Source organism: Mammaliicoccus sp. J-M40 (genome assembly GCF_022386395.1).
GTDB classification, from domain to species: Bacteria; Bacillota; Bacilli; order Staphylococcales; family Staphylococcaceae; genus Mammaliicoccus; species Mammaliicoccus lentus.
Genome location: NZ_JAJNIQ010000001.1, coordinates 144256 through 162224, shown reverse-complemented (window position 1 = coordinate 162224; position 17969 = coordinate 144256). Strand labels below are relative to the sequence as shown.

Genomic DNA, 17969 nt, shown 5'->3' with positions numbered 1-17969 from the left:
TCTTTTTCATTATAGTAACTTAGATTTTTTATTATTGTACATCAACTTTAATAAATTGTTTTATATTTTGTTTGTACTTTTCATAATCATAATTATTATTTGTATTATCAGTAACTAATGTATCTATTTTAGAAAGTGAACAAATATTATGTAATGAAACTTTATCAAACTTAGAACTATCAGTTAGAAGAAAAACTTCCTTAGATTGTTTAACCATTATTTTTTTAGCTGGTGAAAGTTCTTCGCTATAATGTGTAACACCATGATTATAGTGTATAGCAGGGGTTCCTAAAAATAATTTTGTTGGATTCAAACCGCTTAAAACCTCATTAGTTATATATCCATTTAATATATAGTTATCTTTATATAGTATTCCACCCGTGACAATCACTTTATTTTGTGAAGATTTTAATATAGATGCTATATGGATGTCGTTAGTAATTATTGTTAATTCTGACTTGTTGATTAGTTGTTTAGCAAATTGAAAAGTCGTAGATCCGGAATCAATTATAATAGTATCTCCTTCTTCGACAAATTCAGCTGCTTTTTTACCAATACACTCCTTTTCAATTATATAACTAGATTCTCTGTCGTGAAAATCTAACTCATCAACTACTTCGTCACTACGTAAAACTACGCCCCCATGAGTCCTTTTTATCTGATTAAATTGTTCTAAACTTTTTAAATCTCTACGAATAGTAGCTTCATGGACATTAAATGAAATAGATAATTCATGTACCGTTGCCTTTTTATTTTGTTTTAAATAATTAATTATATTTTGTTCACGTTCTGCTGGTAACATAAAAAAACATCTCCATATTTAATCTTTTCCTATATTATAACAAAAGACTATACTTACTGTTCTTTTTTACACTTATTTATATTAATATTTTGGCAATTTTATAAAGTAAGTTAATATTGAACTAAAGAAATAAAGGATAGCCAAAATCCATATAACGCCTCTAGCCTCTACTATATCTATAAATAAATTCACAATCATTGGCCCTATAAATACAGGTAAACCAGCACCCAAATTCAATACCGCCAATGCTGCTCCTTTATCATTTTTAACAAGAGATGGTATTAAAGCAGATAAAGGAACATATGCTGCTAATAGCGCTCCCCAAATTATACCTACTATTGTTAAAATTACTAAATTGCCATTTGTCCATAAAGGTATATATCCTATTAATAATGTTGTAACACCACATCCGACGCCACCAAATAACATAATTGTATTTCGCCAACCGAATTTATCACCAACTATTCCAAAAATGAGATTAAATGCAATATTTGAAATAAATATCACAGACCAAACACCTAACCATTTAGAAGTTGGTATGCCAAAAGTTGCTAGATAAATTGGTAAGAACACTGGAAATGCAAATTGAGCAGTAGTATTAATAATTCGAACAATACCACCTAATAAAACTTTAGGCTCATCCTTCATAATCGTTATGCCTCTAAATATTTCTGCGATTTTTTCTTTTGAATTACCTTTGTTAGTTGGTAAAGTATCTTTATTAATAATTAATGCTAAAAATCCACCGAGAGCTACCCAAAATAAAGAACTCCAAAGCGTATTAACATGTCCTAATACTTCTATAGCAAAAATTGAGTAAACAGCACCTAATACATTTAATCCTCCAGTAAATACAAACCAAAACCAACCTACTGCTGAACCTAATTTATCTTTTTCTGCACGATAAGATATCCAAACTAAGAATGAATATGCAAATAAAGGATAACCAAAGCCTCTTAATGCATAAGCTGGAATCATTACTCCTAAGTTATTGGTTGGTAGTGCTATTCCTACAAAACCAACTGTTCCAATAATATATATAAATAAACCAACAGCCATTGTTTTCTTACCGCCAAGCGACTCAGCTAATACACCACTAAACCAACTTGAAATAGCAATTGTAACACCATAACTAGCAAACAATGCGCTTGTTTCCTTAATTGTAAATCCTTGACCATGTAACCAAGGACTTAACCAACCAATTTCTAAACCATCACCCATCATAAATATTAAAATACCAATATAACCCCATGCTATTTTACGTGGCATTCCTAGTATTGTTTGATTTAAGTTCAATATATTCACCCCTTTTTACAATTTACCAATTATATTTTAAATATATTTTTTTCCAATCTCTGTTATTTGTAGCATCATCCATTGCTTTGTCTAGGTCACTAATTTCATTAATTTCATAATATGATTGAGGAATTAATTTACTTAGTGCTTCTTGATAATCTTGATTATCAAAACTTTGAATCAATTGTTCAAATTCTTTTTTAGTACTTCTTGAACTGCCGGATAAAGTTAATCCTTTCTCTAAAATATCTCGTGTATTTATACCTACTAAATCTTCTGTAACACCCATTAAGATTATTTGCCCTTGTCGATCTATTAAATCAATTGCTTGGTTAATCGCAGATTCAGAAAATTTGCCACCTGCACATTCAAACACTGTATGAATTCCATTCTCTTTTTTAAATGGATAATCATTTACTAAGTGTGTAGTAGCTATATTAGAGAATTCTGCTAATTTTTCTTCAACTGCACCAAATACAATTAGATTCTCTTTTTTAATTCCAAATATATAATATAGGGCTGTTGCTGCAAGATAACCAACGGGACCATCACCAAAAACTGCAATTTTAGGAGATTGCTCAGTTGTTAGTTTTTCCAATTGATTCATTGGGAATAAAGACACTGAACATAATTCAGCTAATAATGCTACATCTTCATTTAACTCTTTCGGTATTTTAACGACGTTATCACCATGAATAACTAACTTACTTTGACAAATTCCATCATAACCACTTCCCATAAAAACTGCATTTTCATCATAATTGTCTAATAAATTAGTATTTTCGACATTTTCTTTTTGTAACCTTGACGGAATGTTAGGTACAATAACCACTTTATCTCCTTCTTTAATTTTGTCATGATTAGATTCTTCAACTACTCCAATACCTTCATGAAATAAAGCCATTGGTAATTTTCTATCTAGTGCTTCTTTTCGACGATTTCCTGTATAATATCTCAAGTCAGCATGACATACACTTGCTTTAGTTGGTCTTATAATTACGTCATTGTTTCCAAATACATGTTGAATAGTTGTTTCTTTAAACTTTCCTGGTTTAATTAATCTATACGCAGTAGAAGTTATATTATTGTTCATTTATGCTCATCCTCCGTTTTCAAAAGTTTATTTGTGTTCATATCGGTATCATAAACTCGTTTATATTACGTTGTCAACATTTTAATGTTCATTTATATTGATTTTATGTTCATTTATGCTTATTATAATGAGTAAGTGCTTTCACAAGGAGGATATATTATGACTTATAGTATTGGTATAGATTACGGCACTAGTTCTGGTAGAGTTTTTCTAGTGCAAACTGAAAACGGAAAGATAATTTCTCAATTCGTAAAAACATATACACATGGGACAATAGATGAATATTTATTTGATCAAAAATTACCACATGGTTTTTCATTACAAAACGGAAATGATTATTTAGAAGTTCTAGAGGAAGGCATACCCTATGTCATCAACCATTCAAATGTAGATCCTAATGAAATTATAGGTTTAGGAATAGATTTCACTTCATCAACAGTAATTTTTGTAGATGATAATATGATGCCTATACATAATAAGCCTAGATTTAAGGAGAACCCTCATGCTTATATAAAACTATGGAAACATCATGGTGCAGAAGCTGAGGCTAATTTATTATATGATACTGCGATAAAAAACAAACAGCGTTGGTTAGGTAACTACGGTTATAACGTGAGTAGTGAATGGATGATTCCAAAAATAATGGAAGTAATGAATAAGGCTCCAGAAATAATCGAACAATCCTACGCTATCATGGACGCTGGAGACTGGATAGTTAATATATTAACTAATAGCAATATACGATCTAATTGTGGTATAGGATATAAATCTTTCTGGGAGGAAGATAAAGGCTTTCACTATGATTTATTTGATGAAATAGATAAAAATATTTCAAAAGTGGTTAAAGATAAATTAGAAGCTCCTATAATAAAGATTGGTGAATCAGCTGGTTCAATATGTAAAAAGATGGCTTCTAAATTAGGGTTATCTGAAAAAACGCAAGTTAGCCCTTTCATCATAGACGCACATTCTAGTCTACTTGGCATTGGATCAGAAAAAGAAAAACAAATGACTATGGTTATGGGGACAAGTACATGTCATATAATGTTGAACAAAAAGCAAAAAAAAGTACCTGGAATTTCAGGTTCAATTAAAGGTGCAATTATACCTGAATTATATGCTTACGAAGCTGGACAATCAGCAGTCGGTGATTTATTTGAATACGCAGTAAAACAAACTCCTAGTTCCTATGTTTCTGAAGCAGATGAAAGAAATATTTCAATACATCAGCTTTTAGAAGAAAAAGCGAATAAATTAACACCTAGAGAAAGTGGACTGATAGTTTTAGACTGGCATAATGGAAACAGAAGTGTATTGAGTGATAGCACTTTAAGAGGAAGTATCTTTGGATTAACATTACAAACTAAGCACGAAGAAATTTATAGAGCATATTTAGAAGCAACAGCTTTTGGAACAAAAATGATAATGCAACAATATGAAGACTGGGGTATGGATGTTGAAGATGTGTTTGCATGTGGTGGCATTCCTCAAAAAAATAAACTATTGATGGAAATTTATGCAAATGTCTTGAATAAAAAAATCACAGTAATAGATAGCGAATATGCTCCAGCAATAGGTGCTGCTATTCTAGGAGCCGTTGCTGGAAAAGTATATTCTAATGTGCAATCTGCTTCAAAAGCTATGAAAGCACCTATTCTGTATGAAATTGAACCAAATAATTTTGATGTCGAAAGTTATAAAATACTTTTTGATGCTTATAAAGAATTACATGATATTCATGGTTATAAAAAAGCAAGAATAATGCAAAGTATAACTAAATAATTTAATCTATCAAAAAAAGCACAAAATGTTTAATATACCAACATTTTGTGCTTTCTCTATTATTTCAAGATGTCTTGATAAGGTGTAAATTCCTTATCAAATGTTTTTGCTACTTCTTCGTAAGTTAATTTACCATGAATTGTGTTTAAACCTTTTGCTAGTGCTTCATTTTCTTGGCATGCTTTTATATAGCCTTTGTTTGCAAGTTGTAATGCGTATGGAGTTGTTGCATTATTTAAAGCTATTGTTGACGTTCTAGGCACTGCGCCAGGCATGTTAGCAACTGAATAATGAACGACACCGTGCTTAACATATGTAGGATCGTCATGCGTTGTAATTCTATCCGATGTTTCGAATGAACCACCTTGATCAATTGCAATATCCACAAGTACTGAACCAGGTCTCATTTTCTTAACCATATCTTCAGTTACAAGCTTTGGTGCCTTTGCACCAGGGATAAGAACAGAACCTATCACTAAATCACTTTCAACTACAGATTCTTCGATGTTTAATGGTGATGACATCATTGTTTGTACACTAGAACCAAATAAATCATCTAATTGTTGTAATCTAGTAGGATTTAAATCAATAATTGTAACATCAGCACCAAGACCGACTGCCATTTTAGCAGCATTTGTTCCTGCTTGTCCGCCGCCAATTATTGTGACTTTTCCACGTTTAACACCGGGTACACCAGATAATAGAATTCCAATTCCACCATTAGTTTTTTGTAAGAATTGAGCACCAATTTGTGTAGACATTCTTCCTGCAACTTCACTCATAGGTGCTAATAATGGTAGAGAGCGATCTTTTAATTGAACAGTCTCATAAGCAATTGCTGTTACTTCATTTTCTAATAATGCATTAGTTAACGATTCTTCTGCTGCTAAATGAAGATATGTAAAAAGTATTAAATCCTTTTTGAAAAATTGAAATTCTTCTTCAAGAGGTTCTTTAACTTTCATAACCATTTCAACATTCCAAGCTTCTTTTTGATCAACAATTTCAGCACCTAAAGCCTTGTAGTCTTCGTCTGTAAATTGTGAACCTAAACCTGCACCAGTTTCTACTTTAACTGAGTGTTTTTGGTCAATTAAAGTTGCTACTCCACTGGGTGTTAACGCCACCCTATTCTCATTATTTTTTATCTCTTTTGGTACTCCAATTATCATAATAAATTCCCTCCTTGACTCAATCATAACGCCATAATTTTGAAAGCGCAATCATTTTTATTCAAAAATTATACTATTGCTAATGTCTTAAATTTCTAAATATTCAAACGATAATTATACTTTATCATATTATGATTAAAAATGTGACATTATCTCTATTATTAAAAAGTTAATTTGTTATTTTTTCAGAAAATTATGATATAATAAGATAAAAGAACTAGGAGGCGGTTCAGATGTTAAATTATAAAAATATTCTTATAGCAGTAGATGGATCAACTGAGGCAGAATGGGCTTATAACAAGGCAGTAGCTGTAGCAAAACGTAACGATGCTAAATTAACAATTGTTAATATTGTTGATTCTCGCTCATACGCTAGTGTTGAGGCTTATGATACTCAAATAGTAAATAAAGCTACAAGCTTCGCTGAAAGTTTATTATCTGGATATAAAGAAAATGCTGAAAAAAATGGTGTAGCAAATGTTGCAACTAAATTGGAATTTGGCTCACCTAAAACGATTATTCCTAAAAAGTTAGCTGATGATTTTGAAGTCGACTTAATCATGTGTGGTACTTCAGGACTAAATGCAGTAGAACGCTTCATTGTAGGTTCAGTTTCAGAAGCAATTGTTCGAAATTCTCCATGTGACGTTTTAGTTGTTAGAACTGAAACAATGCCTGAAGATTTCGAACCAACAGTTGCAACAAAAGAATTATTCGATCAACATCACGATGGAAAATAATTTTTAAGTACTAAATATTAGTCGAGTTTAGGATATAATTCCACACTTCCAAAAAGCTTGGGAGTTGGGCAGAAATCTCATTTTATTAAACAGATTTCGTAGTCCTACCCCGGCAATGAGGCTGAGACATGTATTTATGTCTCAGCCTCAAATTTTTTATTATTTTTGTTCGTTATTTTGGTCTTGTATATCTTCATTACTTTTTTGCTTTTGTTTTTTCGCTTGTTCTCTACCTACTCTTCTCATTACAATTCTAACTAATCGCAACAGTGCTCTCTCTGGTCTCATGATATTCCTCCTCATTGCTTCTTTAATTATGTATAGCCTTAACGATAAATAGATAAACATAAAGGAATTGGATAACTAACATTAAAATTTTCATATAAATAAAAGAGGTTGAAACAATTAATTTGCTTCAACCTCTTGATTATTAATAATTATTTACCTAAGTTACCAAATTTCATAACATCACGAGCGATTACAACTTCTTCGTCAGTTGGAATAACAATTACTTTAACTGGTGAATGTGGGTAGTTGATAAATGCTTCTTCACCATGTAATCCTGTGTTTAAGCGTGGGTCCCAATATACACCCATGAATTCTAAACCTTCTAATACTTTAGCACGTACAGTATCAGAGTTTTCACCAACACCTGCAGTGAATACAATAGCGTCTAAACCATGCATTCTTGTTGCATAAGAACCCATATATTTATGAATTCTAGAAGCGAATACATCTAATGCCAATTTAGCTCTTTCATTACCTTCGTTTGCATCTTGTTGTATATCTCTTAAATCACTTGAAGAACCTGAAATACCAAGTAATCCTGATTCTTTGTTTAAGATATTTAATACTTCTTCTGCATTTTTGCCCGTTTTTTCCATGATAAATGGAATTAAAGCTGGGTCTAAGTTACCTGAACGTGTTCCCATTGTTACACCAGCTAATGGTGTGAAGCCCATAGATGTATCTACAGATTTACCGCCATCAATAGCTGCGATTGACGCGCCATTCCCGATATGGCATGAAATAATTCTTAATTGATCTATAGGACGATCTAATAATTCAGCTGCTCTTTCTGATACATATTTATGACTTGTACCATGGAAACCATATTTACGAATACCGAAATCTTTATAGAAGTTATAAGGTAAACTATATAAATATGATTCTTCTGGCATAGTTTGATGGAATGAAGTATCAAATACTGCAACGTGAGGAATATTTGGTAATAGCTTTCTGAAAGCCTTAATACCCATAATGTTTGCTGGGTTATGCAAAGGCGCAAGTTCTGTTAATGATTCAATTTTTTCTAACACATCATCTGTTACAAGTGCTGATTCAGGGAATAATTCTCCACCATGTACTACACGGTGACCAGTTCCTTGAATATCATTAATATCATTGATAATGTTATGATTTTTCAGTGCATCTAACATAATGTTAACTGCAATATCATGATTTTCAATATCTAATGTTTCAGTAATTTTTTCTCCGTTTACTACAATTGAGAAAACTGAATTTTTTAAACCAATACGTTCTATCAAACCTTTTGTTATTACTTTTTCTTCAGGCATTTCAAATAATTGAAATTTTAATGATGAACTACCGGCATTAATTGCTATTATTTTTGTCATTTAGACTTCCTCCTGATAATACTTTTCTATACTATTTAAACACTAATACAGATACTAATCAAGTATTAATACAGTTTATGAAGGATGATTTTCTTTCATCCATTCATCAACTTCATCTAAAAACGTTTTCAGTTGGGCTTGTGCTTTGAAGTCTGGAATATTCGCTAATAATACCTCAACAGAATGAGTTTTCCCTGAGTCTTTCTTTTGTAAGATTAATAATGATTTTTTAGATTGTTCTGTCTTAAACAATGTTTTAGGGAAGTTTAAAAATGCTTGCATTTCTGTTTCTGTTGCAATAAATTTTTGAAGCTGTTTCACTTCTTCACCTTCGAATAATTGACTTGGAACAATTAAAAATACATAACCACCTGGTCTCACTGCATTGACTGCTTGTTCTAATAATAAATAATGGCTATAACTGTGACCATCTTCGAAACCTAATTTCATTTCTTTACTACGTTCATCAACTGGATAATACCCAACTGGTAAATCCCCTACTACAACGTCCGCTTCTTCTAATGGCAGTGGCATAATTGCATCATGTGGATATACATCGAATGGTATTTCCAAGAAGTTAGCAAGATGAATACTTACACGCTGTAATACTGGGTCTACTTCTATTAAATGATGCATTACAGTTTTTTCTTGGTTCTGTTCATTTATTGTCGCACTTAAATGTCCTGTCCCACTTGCTATATCTACAACATTTAATTCCTCTTTATTCTTATTAAATAAGTTAACAAGGTAGCTTAATATAAAGCCTATTGAGTCCGGTGTCATTTGATGATTAGGTTGAATGATTTCTTCTTTTAGCAAACTTAAATATGCAAATTGAAATGCTTTTCTTCTCTCTTGTATTGTCGATTGTTCTAAGAGGTCTCTTTGGTTGGTATAAATATCTTCCATTGCTAAACCTAAGTTTTCAATGTAACTTTGTCCATTTTCATCATGTAATTTTTTACTATTTTCATCCAGTTTCTCATACAATGTTTCCATAATATTTTTTTCTTCAGTCATAATTGCCCTCTTTCGTATAAAAAGCTGCCCATTCATATGGACAGCACTTTATAGTTGTTTATTAGTTTAAGTTTTTGAAAGCTTCTAAAGCTTTATCATAGTCTGGGTGATTTGTGCCTTCACTCACAATTTCTGAGTAAACAACTTTATTGTCTTTATCTAATACAAAGACAGAACGTGCTAGTAAACGTAATTCTTTCATTACTACACCATAATTTTCACCAAATGATAAGTCACGGTGATCACTTAATGTAATTACGTTTTCTAAACCTTCAGCTGCACACCATTTCTTTTGAGCAAATGGTAAGTCGTTTGAAATTGTTAGAACAACTCCATCTTGTACATCTGCTGCTTCTTCATTAAATTTGCGAGTTTGTTGACTACAAACACCTGTATCTAAAGAAGGTACGGCACTAATGAGTTTCTTTTTACCTTCATAGTCTTTTAAAGTTCTTTCTGATAAATCATTTGCTAATACAGTAAAGTCTGGTGCTGTTGAACCTACTTCTACTTCTTTACCTACTAATGTAATAGGTTCATTCTTGAATGTAACTTGCGCCATTAAAAAAGCCTCCTTAATCTTGATAGGTATATTCTATCATGATTAAAGAGACTTTGAAATTCATTTGTTTATGAGTTTTGACTCGTTACTCTTTGGAAGTCTTTTCTCATTTCAATGTATTTATTTTTCAAAACAACTGTATCACCAAAGTAATCGTGAATACCTTTATGTTTTTTATTAAATGCTACGACTATATAAGGTAAGCCAAGCAATATGCCCGAAATAATTCTACCTATCCATTCTCTAAATAACACATCAGTAAATTTTAACGGCTTTGCATCTTCTCGATAAACACTCAAGCCAAGTATCATTTTTCCTAATGTTGCCTTAAAATAATAAGTCATTAACACAAAATATAAATAAAATATCAACGCGCTAACAATATTTTCAACACTGAAATATGGTACGAATAGGTACTCACTCTTAATACTTGTTGACGCGAATAGCGGTCCTAATACAATACCTTTAAACCCAGCTAAAGCAAGTAAATCAATGATATAAGCTAAAAATCGAACCCAGAATCCAGCAAATACGATAGATTTTATACTAGACATATACTTATTTACAGTGCGTTCTATGTCACTTTGTTCACGAGAAGAAGCGACTTGTTCGTAATGTACTTCAGTCATTTAAAATCCTCCTTACTCACCATATAGATACATAGGTTGTGGTGAATTATTTGCTTTAATAAGTGCTTCATATTTACTTATATCATCAAAACCTAACATAGATGAAATTTTACTTTTAGCTCCCATTGGGAAGTTCATGAATGAACCAGTTGTATCATAAGTAACTACTTGTGCATTTTTAGATTTTACTGCATTTCTTAAATCTTTAATTGCATCATCTTCATAACCAATTTCATCGATTAATCCGTTTGATTTTGCTTGTTGTGAAGAATATATTCTTCCGTCTGCTAATTTCTTAACTTTATCTTCTGGCATATCTCTGCCATCTTTAATAACTTTAACAAATTGTTTATAGCTATCATCTATGATTGATTGCATAATGTCTTTTTCTTCTTTAGACATATCTTTCATAGGGTTTAATATTTGTTTATGTTTACCTGAAACAACTGATTGATCTTTTACGCCTAAGTTATCTGCTAGTTCAGCATAATTAATACTAGAAATAATAACCCCTAATGAACCAGTTAAAGTTTGTGAACCTGCATAAATTTTATCAGCTGGAGTAGAGATGTAGTATCCCCCAGATGCAGCCATATTTTTCATTTGTACATAAACTTTCTTGTTTTTCGCTTTTATTTCTTCAAGTTTTTTATGTATTTCGTCACTTTCGTATGTACCACCACCTGGTGAATTAACTTCTAATAAGACGCCTTTTACGCTATTATCTTTTTTAATTTTATCTAATTTCTTTAAAAATGATTGATGATTATACCCACTGCCACTGAATAATGATTCTTCAGTTCCAGTATCTTGTATAGTTCCATCAACAGATAATTTAACTATTTTACTACTGCTATCACTTCCTGATTGGACTGATTCACTTATGCCGTCAGAACCTGTAACAGTATTTTTCCAAGAATTATCAAGAAATACACCTACTGTACTCATCACAATACCACCAATAACAAGTACTAGTGCAATAATAATTGCAACTAACCTTTTTGACATACTATCTTCCTTTCTATTTTAAGATTTTACATTTATAATGATAACAGACTTTCATATCAACTGTAACAATTTGGGAGGAAGATTTTATGAATTCTAATAAACATATTTATTTTTTCACATCTAAAGATAAAGACATACTTCAAACATGTGACGAAATCAAAGCACAGATGGAACCATATGGCTTTAAATTCGTAAATAATCACGAAGAAGCGGATATTATCGCTTCAATTGGAGGGGATGGTAGCTTTTTACAGGCATGTCGCAAAACTAATTTTAATAAAGACAAAATTTATGTCGGGATTCGTACACGCTTAGATCAAAATTACTTATATGTTGATTTTAGTGTTGATGACATACAAAACTTGATCGATTCTATTAATTCAAATGATGTAATGGTCCGTAAATACCCAGTTTTAGAAGTAAACCTTAACGATCAGATGTCATATATGTGTTTAAATGATTTTTACATTAAATCTAGTGTTATTAAGCCAATGAAGATGGAAATTTATATTGACGATGAATACTTTGAAGCATTTAATGGTGATGGTTTACTAATCTCTACCCCTACAGGTTCAACAGGTTATAATAAATCTTTAGATGGCGCTATAATTGACCCGATGATTCGAAGCATGCAACTAACTGAAATTGCTTCATTAAATAATAATAACTTTAGAACAGTAAGTAGTTCTGTCGTCTTAGGCGAAACGCGTACCCTTAAAATTGTATTAGATAAAGAAGGCAATTATTATCCTATCATGGGATTAGATAATGAAGCATTAAGTATACAAGAAACTGAGTTTGTTAGGCTTCAAATAAAAAATAAATATATACGTACACTCAGACTCCCACACAATTCATTTTGGAGCAAAGTACAAAGGAAATTTTTATAATAGAAAAAAGCCCGAGACACATTTATGTTTCGGGCTTTTATTATATATGTGAGATAATGACCTCTAACGTGCAAGAAATTATTAACAAGCTCGTTAGCGTTATAGGCATATATTTTAAAATCGTATATATTAAAAATCCTCTTAATTTGTTAATTAATATCTCAACGGATTAGGAGGATTTTTTGAGCTAATGAATTATCTCCCTGTCTCATGTTATTTTAATCACATTAACTGTACAGTCACATAATCATAAATATTTTTAATAATCAAAATGATAGTCACAACAATAAATAATACTTTTACATAAGAAACGCCTTTTTTAATAGCAAACGTCACTCCTAAGTATGAACCTGCTACCATTGATGCGGCCATACATAATCCATATACATAATTGACTTGTCCGAGAAACATGAACAATAATAAAGCACCAACGTTTGAAGCAAGGTTTAAAAACTTTGCATTACCTGCTGCATGTAAGTAGTCAAGGCCAATTAATAACAACATGAATAGGAAAAACGAACCTGTTCCACCACCTAAGAAGCCATCATAATAACCAATAACAATTACACCAATAATAAAAAGTATCGCCTTTTTTAATGATAATTTTTTATATTGGTTAATATCTCCCCAATCTTTCTTTACAATGGAATACACTGTAACAAGAGCAAGAATGATAATAGCTAACGGCTTTAAATATTCTGGTGGTAAATAGGTCGCAGTTATTGCTCCGAAGATTGAGCCGATAAAGCTTAAAGGAAATAACTTTCCGACAATATCAAAATCCACTTTCTTTGCTTTAATAAACTTCATTGTACTTGTAAATGTACCAAAAGAACTTGCTAATTTATTTGTACCTAACGCAACTGCTGGATCCATTCCAACTGCTAGTAGTGCCGGTAAAGAAATCAAACCACCGCCACCTACAACAGAATCTATAAATGACGCAATTAAACCAAATACTATAATGATGAGTAGGATATTAATATCAAACTCCATCGTCTCATCTCCTCTACTTTATGAATACGACATCCCAACGTCTATGTTAAAGTAGATCATCCATCCATTCTTCTTTCTCTTTTTGAATATCATCATGTTTAGAAATTGTGATTGTTTCTACATTTTTTACCGCTTCATCAATTAATGGACCAAAATCAAAATTCGATTCAAAATATTCTACTTTTTCTAATTTTGGATTTGTTTTCGGGTTTTTCGGCGTAAAAATTGTACAACAATCTTCAAAAGGTTGAATCGATAAATCGAAAGTGTTAATAGCTTGTGCTTTTTTAACAATTTCATCTTTATCGAATGTTAATAGTGGTCTTAAAATAGGCATAGATGTAACACTATTTATTGCATACATACTGCCAAGAGTTTGACTAGCTACTTGTCCTAAGTTTTCTCCATTAACGATAGCATGTGCTCCAATATTATGAGCAACTTTTTCTGTAACTCGAAGCATCATTCTTCTCGTACTTGTCATTGTATAACTTTCTTCAACAACTTTATGAATTTGTTTTTGTAAATTCGTAAAAGGTACAATATGAAGTTTAATGTCCCCTGTTAAATAAGAAAGCTGTTTCGTTAAGTCGATAACTTTTTGTTTTGCTTGTTCACTAGTATATGGTGGGCTATGAAAATGAATAGCTTCAATTGTTACACCACGTTTCATTACCTCCATGCCAGCTACTGGAGAATCTATTCCACCAGAAAGCATTAATAAAGTTTTACCCCCAGTTCCTACAGGTAAACCTCCTGCACCTTCTAGGACTTTATTATACATATAAATTGCATCTTTTCTTACTTCTACTTTAATTTTATGATCAGGCTGTTTAACATCAACCGTGATGTTGTTAGTGTTTTCGAGTACATGACCACCTAGAGCTTGGTTTAGTTGAAAAGTATCCATTTCAAATGTCTTATCTGCACGTCTAACATCTATTTTAAATGTGTCACCATCATTAAATTCATTCGCGAATTGAAGTGCAATTTCCTTCATAACATCTAACTCTTTTTCAATTCTTACTACTGGGCTAACTGAATGTACACCAAACACCGACGTTATACGTGTCATCATTTCTTCAATATCTGAACCTTCATAGACATCTATATACATTCTATCTCGATTAGCACGTACCTTATATCCTTGTAGTGGCATTAAGCGATCTTTAATGTTTGCTCTTAACTTATTTACAAACATCTTTCTATTGCCTGATTTTAAAGTTAATTCACCGTACCTAACTAATATATGATCATAATTCATTTTTTAATAACTCCTTTACTTCTATATATACTTTATTAAAGGCTTCTTTAAATGTTTCGATTTGTTCTTCTGTTATATCATACGTTATGCTAATTCTTATACTACCTTCTATACGACTATTACTCATACCCATAGCTTTTAGCGTTTCATTATGCGAACTTTTTTTCGAAGAACATGCACTTGTAGTTGAAAGGTAAATATCAAATTTTGAAAAAGCATTAACCAATACTTCACCTTTTACTCCCGGAAATGAAATATTCAAAATATATGGAGCAGCATCAATAGGAGAATTAATGAGTATACCTTCATAACTTTCTATAAACGTTCTAATTTCAGATCCCTTCGCATATAATACTTTACGATGTTGTTCACAATTCTCTTGCATAAATCTCATAGCTTTAGCTAAAGAAACATTAACTGGGGCATTTACTGTACCACTTCTAATACCGTATTCTTGTCCCCCACCAAATATGATTGGTTTAATAGATCTGAGTTGGTTCAACACTAAAATTCCAGAACCTTTTAATCCATGGAATTTATGAGCGCTTAAACTATAACTATCCATTAAATTGATATCTAAAGGGATTTTACCAAATCCTTGAACACCATCTACATGAAAATGAACTTTAGGATAAGCTTCAAGCATTTTGCTAATCTCTTCTATAGGTTGAACTTGGCCCATTATATTATTGACATGCATACAAGTTACAAGGATGACATCATCATTAAGTAGCTTTTCTAAAGAATTTAAATCTAATTTACCATCAGCAGTTGTATTAATATATTTCAGGTTAAATCCTTGTTCTTCTATCGCTCGCATCGTTTCAAGTACAGATGGATGTTCCATTTTAGTTGTTAAAATCGTATTCCCAAATCTTTTCTTCGTTTGAGCCATACCTTGCAAGACTATATTATTTGATTCAGTGGCTCCACTAGTAAATATGACATCAAATTTATCATTTAAATTTAAGTATTGTTTTATATTTTTTCTTGCTTTATCAATCAAATGTGCAATTTTTATTCCTGCACCATGAGGACTATTTGGATTAAAAAAATAATGTTGGTTCATTTGAGTATATGACTTAATAACATCCTCATGAGGCTTCGTAGTTGCAGCATTATCTAGATATATCATACTGTCACCTCTTTTTTTCATTATATAATGATACCACAAGTCAAATGGTATAGATATACTTAAAAATGATAGAGTAGCTAACGTGAAAAAATGAATTTTGACAATTGATTATCCAAAAATAACAAGCTAGAACAATAATTTGTTCTAGCTTGTTATTATAAATATTTATTAATTTTGCTGATAAACTTCTTCTTCGATTTTATCACTGATTCCAGGTTCAACTTTTTCTAAAGCCGCTTCTGAAATTTCTATTGCACGCTTGTATCTATTATTAGCGAAAAGTCTTTCTGCTTCATTAAGACTTTTGTTTAATTCGTTATTTTCTTTTCTATATCTATTACCATATTGAATTAATGTTTCAGCATGAACTGCATTAATTAAAACGTCTGTTGTTTCATCTTCAAACTTATTCATTTGTAAAACGATATTGCTCACTTTATCTTTCACAAACTGAACATTAATCGGTCTTTGGCTAAAGATTTTATTAACTTCGCGTATTTCATGATCGATTTCATTTTTCATAATGATAAATCTTTCAGGTACGCTAGGTAAATTTGAAGCAAGTAGATTTCTGTATATTTCCTCTTTCTTAGATTGAACTCTAAGTGTGTTTTGTTGAGCTGTTGCTTCATCTTCACGTAATGAAACAAGGTGATTTTGAATTTTTTCTTGATTGTCATTAATAACTTTTACGTGTTCTTCAATATATAGTAAATTATCTTCTACTTCACTGTATCTAACACTTGCTTTTGCCATCTCACTCAAAATTTCATCATATACAGTTATTAAATTTTGAATCTCATTTTCATACTGTCTTACTTTATGAACATCTTCTTCAGAAATATAATAGTTTTCTTTTACATATTCAATTTCTGTTTGTAGCGTATAGTTCATATCTTTAGCATGGAATAATTCATCTGTAATAATTTCTTTAGATTGTTCAACTGTATTTTTAGATTTAACTTCATGTTCGATTAAATCGTACATATCATCTAATGAATCGTTAATCTCAGTAATAATGTTTTCAGCTTCACTTAGTTCTAATCTACCTATTAATGGTTCAACTAAATTCAATCTGCCTCTTAAAGTTTGTAAAGTACTTTCTACTTTAACATGTTCTAAATTATAACCTTCTACTTTTAAATCGCGACAACCAAATTTTAAATCTTGGAATTGTCCTGGTAATTCTTTTTGAACGTCTTTGATTAATAGAGGAATTTCATTCATGTCTTCTTGCATGCGTTTCATATCTGTATGTAATTGATCAATATGACCTTTTGCTTTAACATAATGTCCCTCATCAATAAGTTCTTCATACTGCTCAATTCTAGGATAAAATGCTTCGATATTTTTTTCGATTAAATCAGCTGCATCACCAAATTGGTGTCTGTTTGCTAACACTTCTCTTTTGGTTTCTCTGTAGATTTGCTTACATTCTTCATACAATTTATCGCTTGATTCTACTGTTGTAATTAATTCTGTAACACTCTGAGTTAAGCGCGTATATTTCTTTTCGATGCCATCCATAATTTTATCTGCATCAGCTATACTTTCTTCTGATTGCGAAAACTTAAATTTATCTAGCTCTGCATCGGCATCATGTATTTTAGCATCCACTACTTTCAAATCTTCTTGTAGCACTGTTTGCCACTCTCGTTTAAATTGATCATACTTATCTTTAGCTTCGCCGCGCACATTTAATTTTTTAAGTTTAGCTAACTCATCTTGAAACGGTAATTGTTTAATTTTTTGTTTACGCTGTTCAGTCTCAGTAATCAAATTTCGCTTTGATGTACGCAACCATAACATTATACCAATACCAATTAATATAATGATGATAATTGCAAGTGTTATATAAATTGCCATTATGTATTCTCCTCCTAAATCGTTCTCTTTATTATAACGTAAAATATTTATCCAACAAACCTTTTTCTGTGCAATTT

17 protein-coding genes are annotated in these 17969 nt (G+C 31.3%); 3 read left to right on the top strand and 14 right to left on the bottom strand.

Going from position 1 to position 17969, the window contains the following annotated elements:
• Nucleotides 1-31 precede the first annotated feature (31 nt).
• The 3 genes from LQ688_RS00930 to LQ688_RS00920 all read right to left on the bottom strand — a co-directional run bounded on the left by LQ688_RS00930 (nt 32) and on the right by LQ688_RS00920 (nt 3191).
• Nucleotides 32-802, bottom strand: coding sequence for a DeoR/GlpR family DNA-binding transcription regulator (locus LQ688_RS00930; RefSeq protein ID WP_239752532.1), 771 nt, complete (start codon nt 800-802; stop codon nt 32-34).
• An 81-nt stretch (nt 803-883) separates the two neighbouring features.
• Nucleotides 884-2071, bottom strand: coding sequence for an MFS transporter (locus LQ688_RS00925; protein WP_275589329.1), 1188 nt, complete (start codon nt 2069-2071; stop codon nt 884-886).
• Between the two features lie 49 nt (nt 2072-2120).
• The gene (locus tag LQ688_RS00920; RefSeq protein ID WP_239752531.1) at nt 2121-3191 is read right to left on the bottom strand and encodes an alcohol dehydrogenase catalytic domain-containing protein; all 1071 of its coding nucleotides are present in this window, start codon (nt 3189-3191) and stop codon (nt 2121-2123) included.
• Between the two features lie 159 nt (nt 3192-3350).
• Between LQ688_RS00920 and LQ688_RS00915 the strand changes: the two genes are divergently transcribed.
• Nucleotides 3351-4973 (top strand): ribulokinase, encoded by a 1623-nt coding sequence (locus LQ688_RS00915; RefSeq protein ID WP_239752530.1) that lies wholly within the window; start codon nt 3351-3353, stop codon nt 4971-4973.
• A 59-nt stretch (nt 4974-5032) separates the two neighbouring features.
• Here LQ688_RS00915 and ald read toward each other — a convergent pair whose 3' ends face one another.
• On the bottom strand, nt 5033-6145 hold the full coding sequence (ald, locus tag LQ688_RS00910) for an alanine dehydrogenase (RefSeq protein ID WP_239752529.1): 1113 nt from the start codon (nt 6143-6145) through the stop codon (nt 5033-5035).
• A gap of 233 nt (nt 6146-6378) precedes the next feature.
• Between ald and LQ688_RS00905 the strand changes: the two genes are divergently transcribed.
• Nucleotides 6379-6885 carry a universal stress protein gene (locus LQ688_RS00905; RefSeq protein WP_017000638.1) on the top strand — a complete coding sequence of 169 codons (507 nt, stop codon included), beginning with the start codon at nt 6379-6381 and terminating at the stop codon, nt 6883-6885.
• Nucleotides 6886-7044: 159 nt separating this feature from the next.
• Here LQ688_RS00905 and LQ688_RS13985 read toward each other — a convergent pair whose 3' ends face one another.
• The 6 genes from LQ688_RS13985 to sppA form a co-directional block, all read right to left on the bottom strand.
• The gene (locus tag LQ688_RS13985; RefSeq protein WP_017000637.1) at nt 7045-7173 is read right to left on the bottom strand and encodes a hypothetical protein; all 129 of its coding nucleotides are present in this window, start codon (nt 7171-7173) and stop codon (nt 7045-7047) included.
• Nucleotides 7174-7322: 149 nt separating this feature from the next.
• Complete coding sequence (locus tag LQ688_RS00900; RefSeq protein WP_017000636.1) at nt 7323-8522, bottom strand: acetate kinase; 1200 nt, start codon at nt 8520-8522, stop codon at nt 7323-7325.
• A 75-nt stretch (nt 8523-8597) separates the two neighbouring features.
• Complete coding sequence (locus tag LQ688_RS00895) at nt 8598-9542, bottom strand: class I SAM-dependent methyltransferase (protein WP_017000635.1); 945 nt, start codon at nt 9540-9542, stop codon at nt 8598-8600.
• A 61-nt stretch (nt 9543-9603) separates the two neighbouring features.
• Entirely contained in the window at nt 9604-10104 is a 501-nt protein-coding gene (gene tpx, locus LQ688_RS00890; RefSeq protein ID WP_017000634.1) for a thiol peroxidase, read from the bottom strand.
• Between the two features lie 68 nt (nt 10105-10172).
• A complete protein-coding gene (locus LQ688_RS00885; protein ID WP_017000633.1) occupies nt 10173-10733 on the bottom strand; it encodes an RDD family protein in 561 nt (186 codons plus the stop codon).
• 12 nt (nt 10734-10745) lie between these two features.
• The gene (gene sppA, locus LQ688_RS00880) at nt 10746-11741 is read right to left on the bottom strand and encodes a signal peptide peptidase SppA (RefSeq protein ID WP_064204352.1); all 996 of its coding nucleotides are present in this window, start codon (nt 11739-11741) and stop codon (nt 10746-10748) included.
• Between the two features lie 86 nt (nt 11742-11827).
• Here sppA and LQ688_RS00875 point away from each other — a divergent pair, with 86 nt between their 5' ends.
• Nucleotides 11828-12631 carry an NAD kinase gene (locus LQ688_RS00875; protein ID WP_017000632.1) on the top strand — a complete coding sequence of 268 codons (804 nt, stop codon included), beginning with the start codon at nt 11828-11830 and terminating at the stop codon, nt 12629-12631.
• A gap of 222 nt (nt 12632-12853) precedes the next feature.
• Here LQ688_RS00875 and LQ688_RS00870 read toward each other — a convergent pair whose 3' ends face one another.
• From LQ688_RS00870 to ezrA, 4 genes are all read right to left on the bottom strand, one after another.
• On the bottom strand, nt 12854-13627 hold the full coding sequence (locus tag LQ688_RS00870; protein ID WP_017000631.1) for a sulfite exporter TauE/SafE family protein: 774 nt from the start codon (nt 13625-13627) through the stop codon (nt 12854-12856).
• A 46-nt stretch (nt 13628-13673) separates the two neighbouring features.
• Entirely contained in the window at nt 13674-14891 is a 1218-nt protein-coding gene (thiI, locus tag LQ688_RS00865; protein WP_239752528.1) for a tRNA uracil 4-sulfurtransferase ThiI, read from the bottom strand.
• Nucleotides 14881-16026, bottom strand: coding sequence for a cysteine desulfurase family protein (locus LQ688_RS00860; RefSeq protein WP_239752527.1), 1146 nt, complete (start codon nt 16024-16026; stop codon nt 14881-14883). The genes thiI and LQ688_RS00860 overlap by 11 nt, the downstream gene beginning before the upstream one ends.
• A 168-nt stretch (nt 16027-16194) precedes the next feature.
• A complete protein-coding gene (gene ezrA / locus LQ688_RS00855; RefSeq protein WP_064211086.1) occupies nt 16195-17892 on the bottom strand; it encodes a septation ring formation regulator EzrA in 1698 nt (565 codons plus the stop codon).
• Nucleotides 17893-17969: the final 77 nt, after the last annotated feature.

What these genes read in the sequence shown, in the direction of transcription:
- LQ688_RS00870 (WP_017000631.1), bottom strand. Translation starts at nt 13,627, where the DNA reads ATGGAGTTTGATATTAATATCCTACTCATCATTATAGTATTTGGTTTA.
- thiI (WP_239752528.1), bottom strand. Translation starts at nt 14,891, where the DNA reads ATGAATTATGATCATATATTAGTTAGGTACGGTGAATTAACTTTAAAA.
- LQ688_RS00900 (WP_017000636.1), bottom strand. Translation starts at nt 8,522, where the DNA reads ATGACAAAAATAATAGCAATTAATGCCGGTAGTTCATCATTAAAATTT.
- LQ688_RS00895 (WP_017000635.1), bottom strand. Translation starts at nt 9,542, where the DNA reads ATGACTGAAGAAAAAAATATTATGGAAACATTGTATGAGAAACTGGAT.
- LQ688_RS00885 (WP_017000633.1), bottom strand. Translation starts at nt 10,733, where the DNA reads ATGACTGAAGTACATTACGAACAAGTCGCTTCTTCTCGTGAACAAAGT.
- ald (WP_239752529.1), bottom strand. Translation starts at nt 6,145, where the DNA reads ATGATAATTGGAGTACCAAAAGAGATAAAAAATAATGAGAATAGGGTG.
- tpx (WP_017000634.1), bottom strand. Translation starts at nt 10,104, where the DNA reads ATGGCGCAAGTTACATTCAAGAATGAACCTATTACATTAGTAGGTAAA.
- LQ688_RS00860 (WP_239752527.1), bottom strand. Translation starts at nt 16,026, where the DNA reads ATGATATATCTAGATAATGCTGCAACTACGAAGCCTCATGAGGATGTT.
- LQ688_RS00915 (WP_239752530.1), top strand. Translation starts at nt 3,351, where the DNA reads ATGACTTATAGTATTGGTATAGATTACGGCACTAGTTCTGGTAGAGTT.
- LQ688_RS00905 (WP_017000638.1), top strand. Translation starts at nt 6,379, where the DNA reads ATGTTAAATTATAAAAATATTCTTATAGCAGTAGATGGATCAACTGAG.
- LQ688_RS00875 (WP_017000632.1), top strand. Translation starts at nt 11,828, where the DNA reads ATGAATTCTAATAAACATATTTATTTTTTCACATCTAAAGATAAAGAC.
- ezrA (WP_064211086.1), bottom strand. Translation starts at nt 17,892, where the DNA reads ATGGCAATTTATATAACACTTGCAATTATCATCATTATATTAATTGGT.
- LQ688_RS13985 (WP_017000637.1), bottom strand. Translation starts at nt 7,173, where the DNA reads ATGAGACCAGAGAGAGCACTGTTGCGATTAGTTAGAATTGTAATGAGA.
- sppA (WP_064204352.1), bottom strand. Translation starts at nt 11,741, where the DNA reads ATGTCAAAAAGGTTAGTTGCAATTATTATTGCACTAGTACTTGTTATT.
- LQ688_RS00930 (WP_239752532.1), bottom strand. Translation starts at nt 802, where the DNA reads ATGTTACCAGCAGAACGTGAACAAAATATAATTAATTATTTAAAACAA.
- LQ688_RS00925 (WP_275589329.1), bottom strand. Translation starts at nt 2,071, where the DNA reads ATGCCACGTAAAATAGCATGGGGTTATATTGGTATTTTAATATTTATG.
- LQ688_RS00920 (WP_239752531.1), bottom strand. Translation starts at nt 3,191, where the DNA reads ATGAACAATAATATAACTTCTACTGCGTATAGATTAATTAAACCAGGA.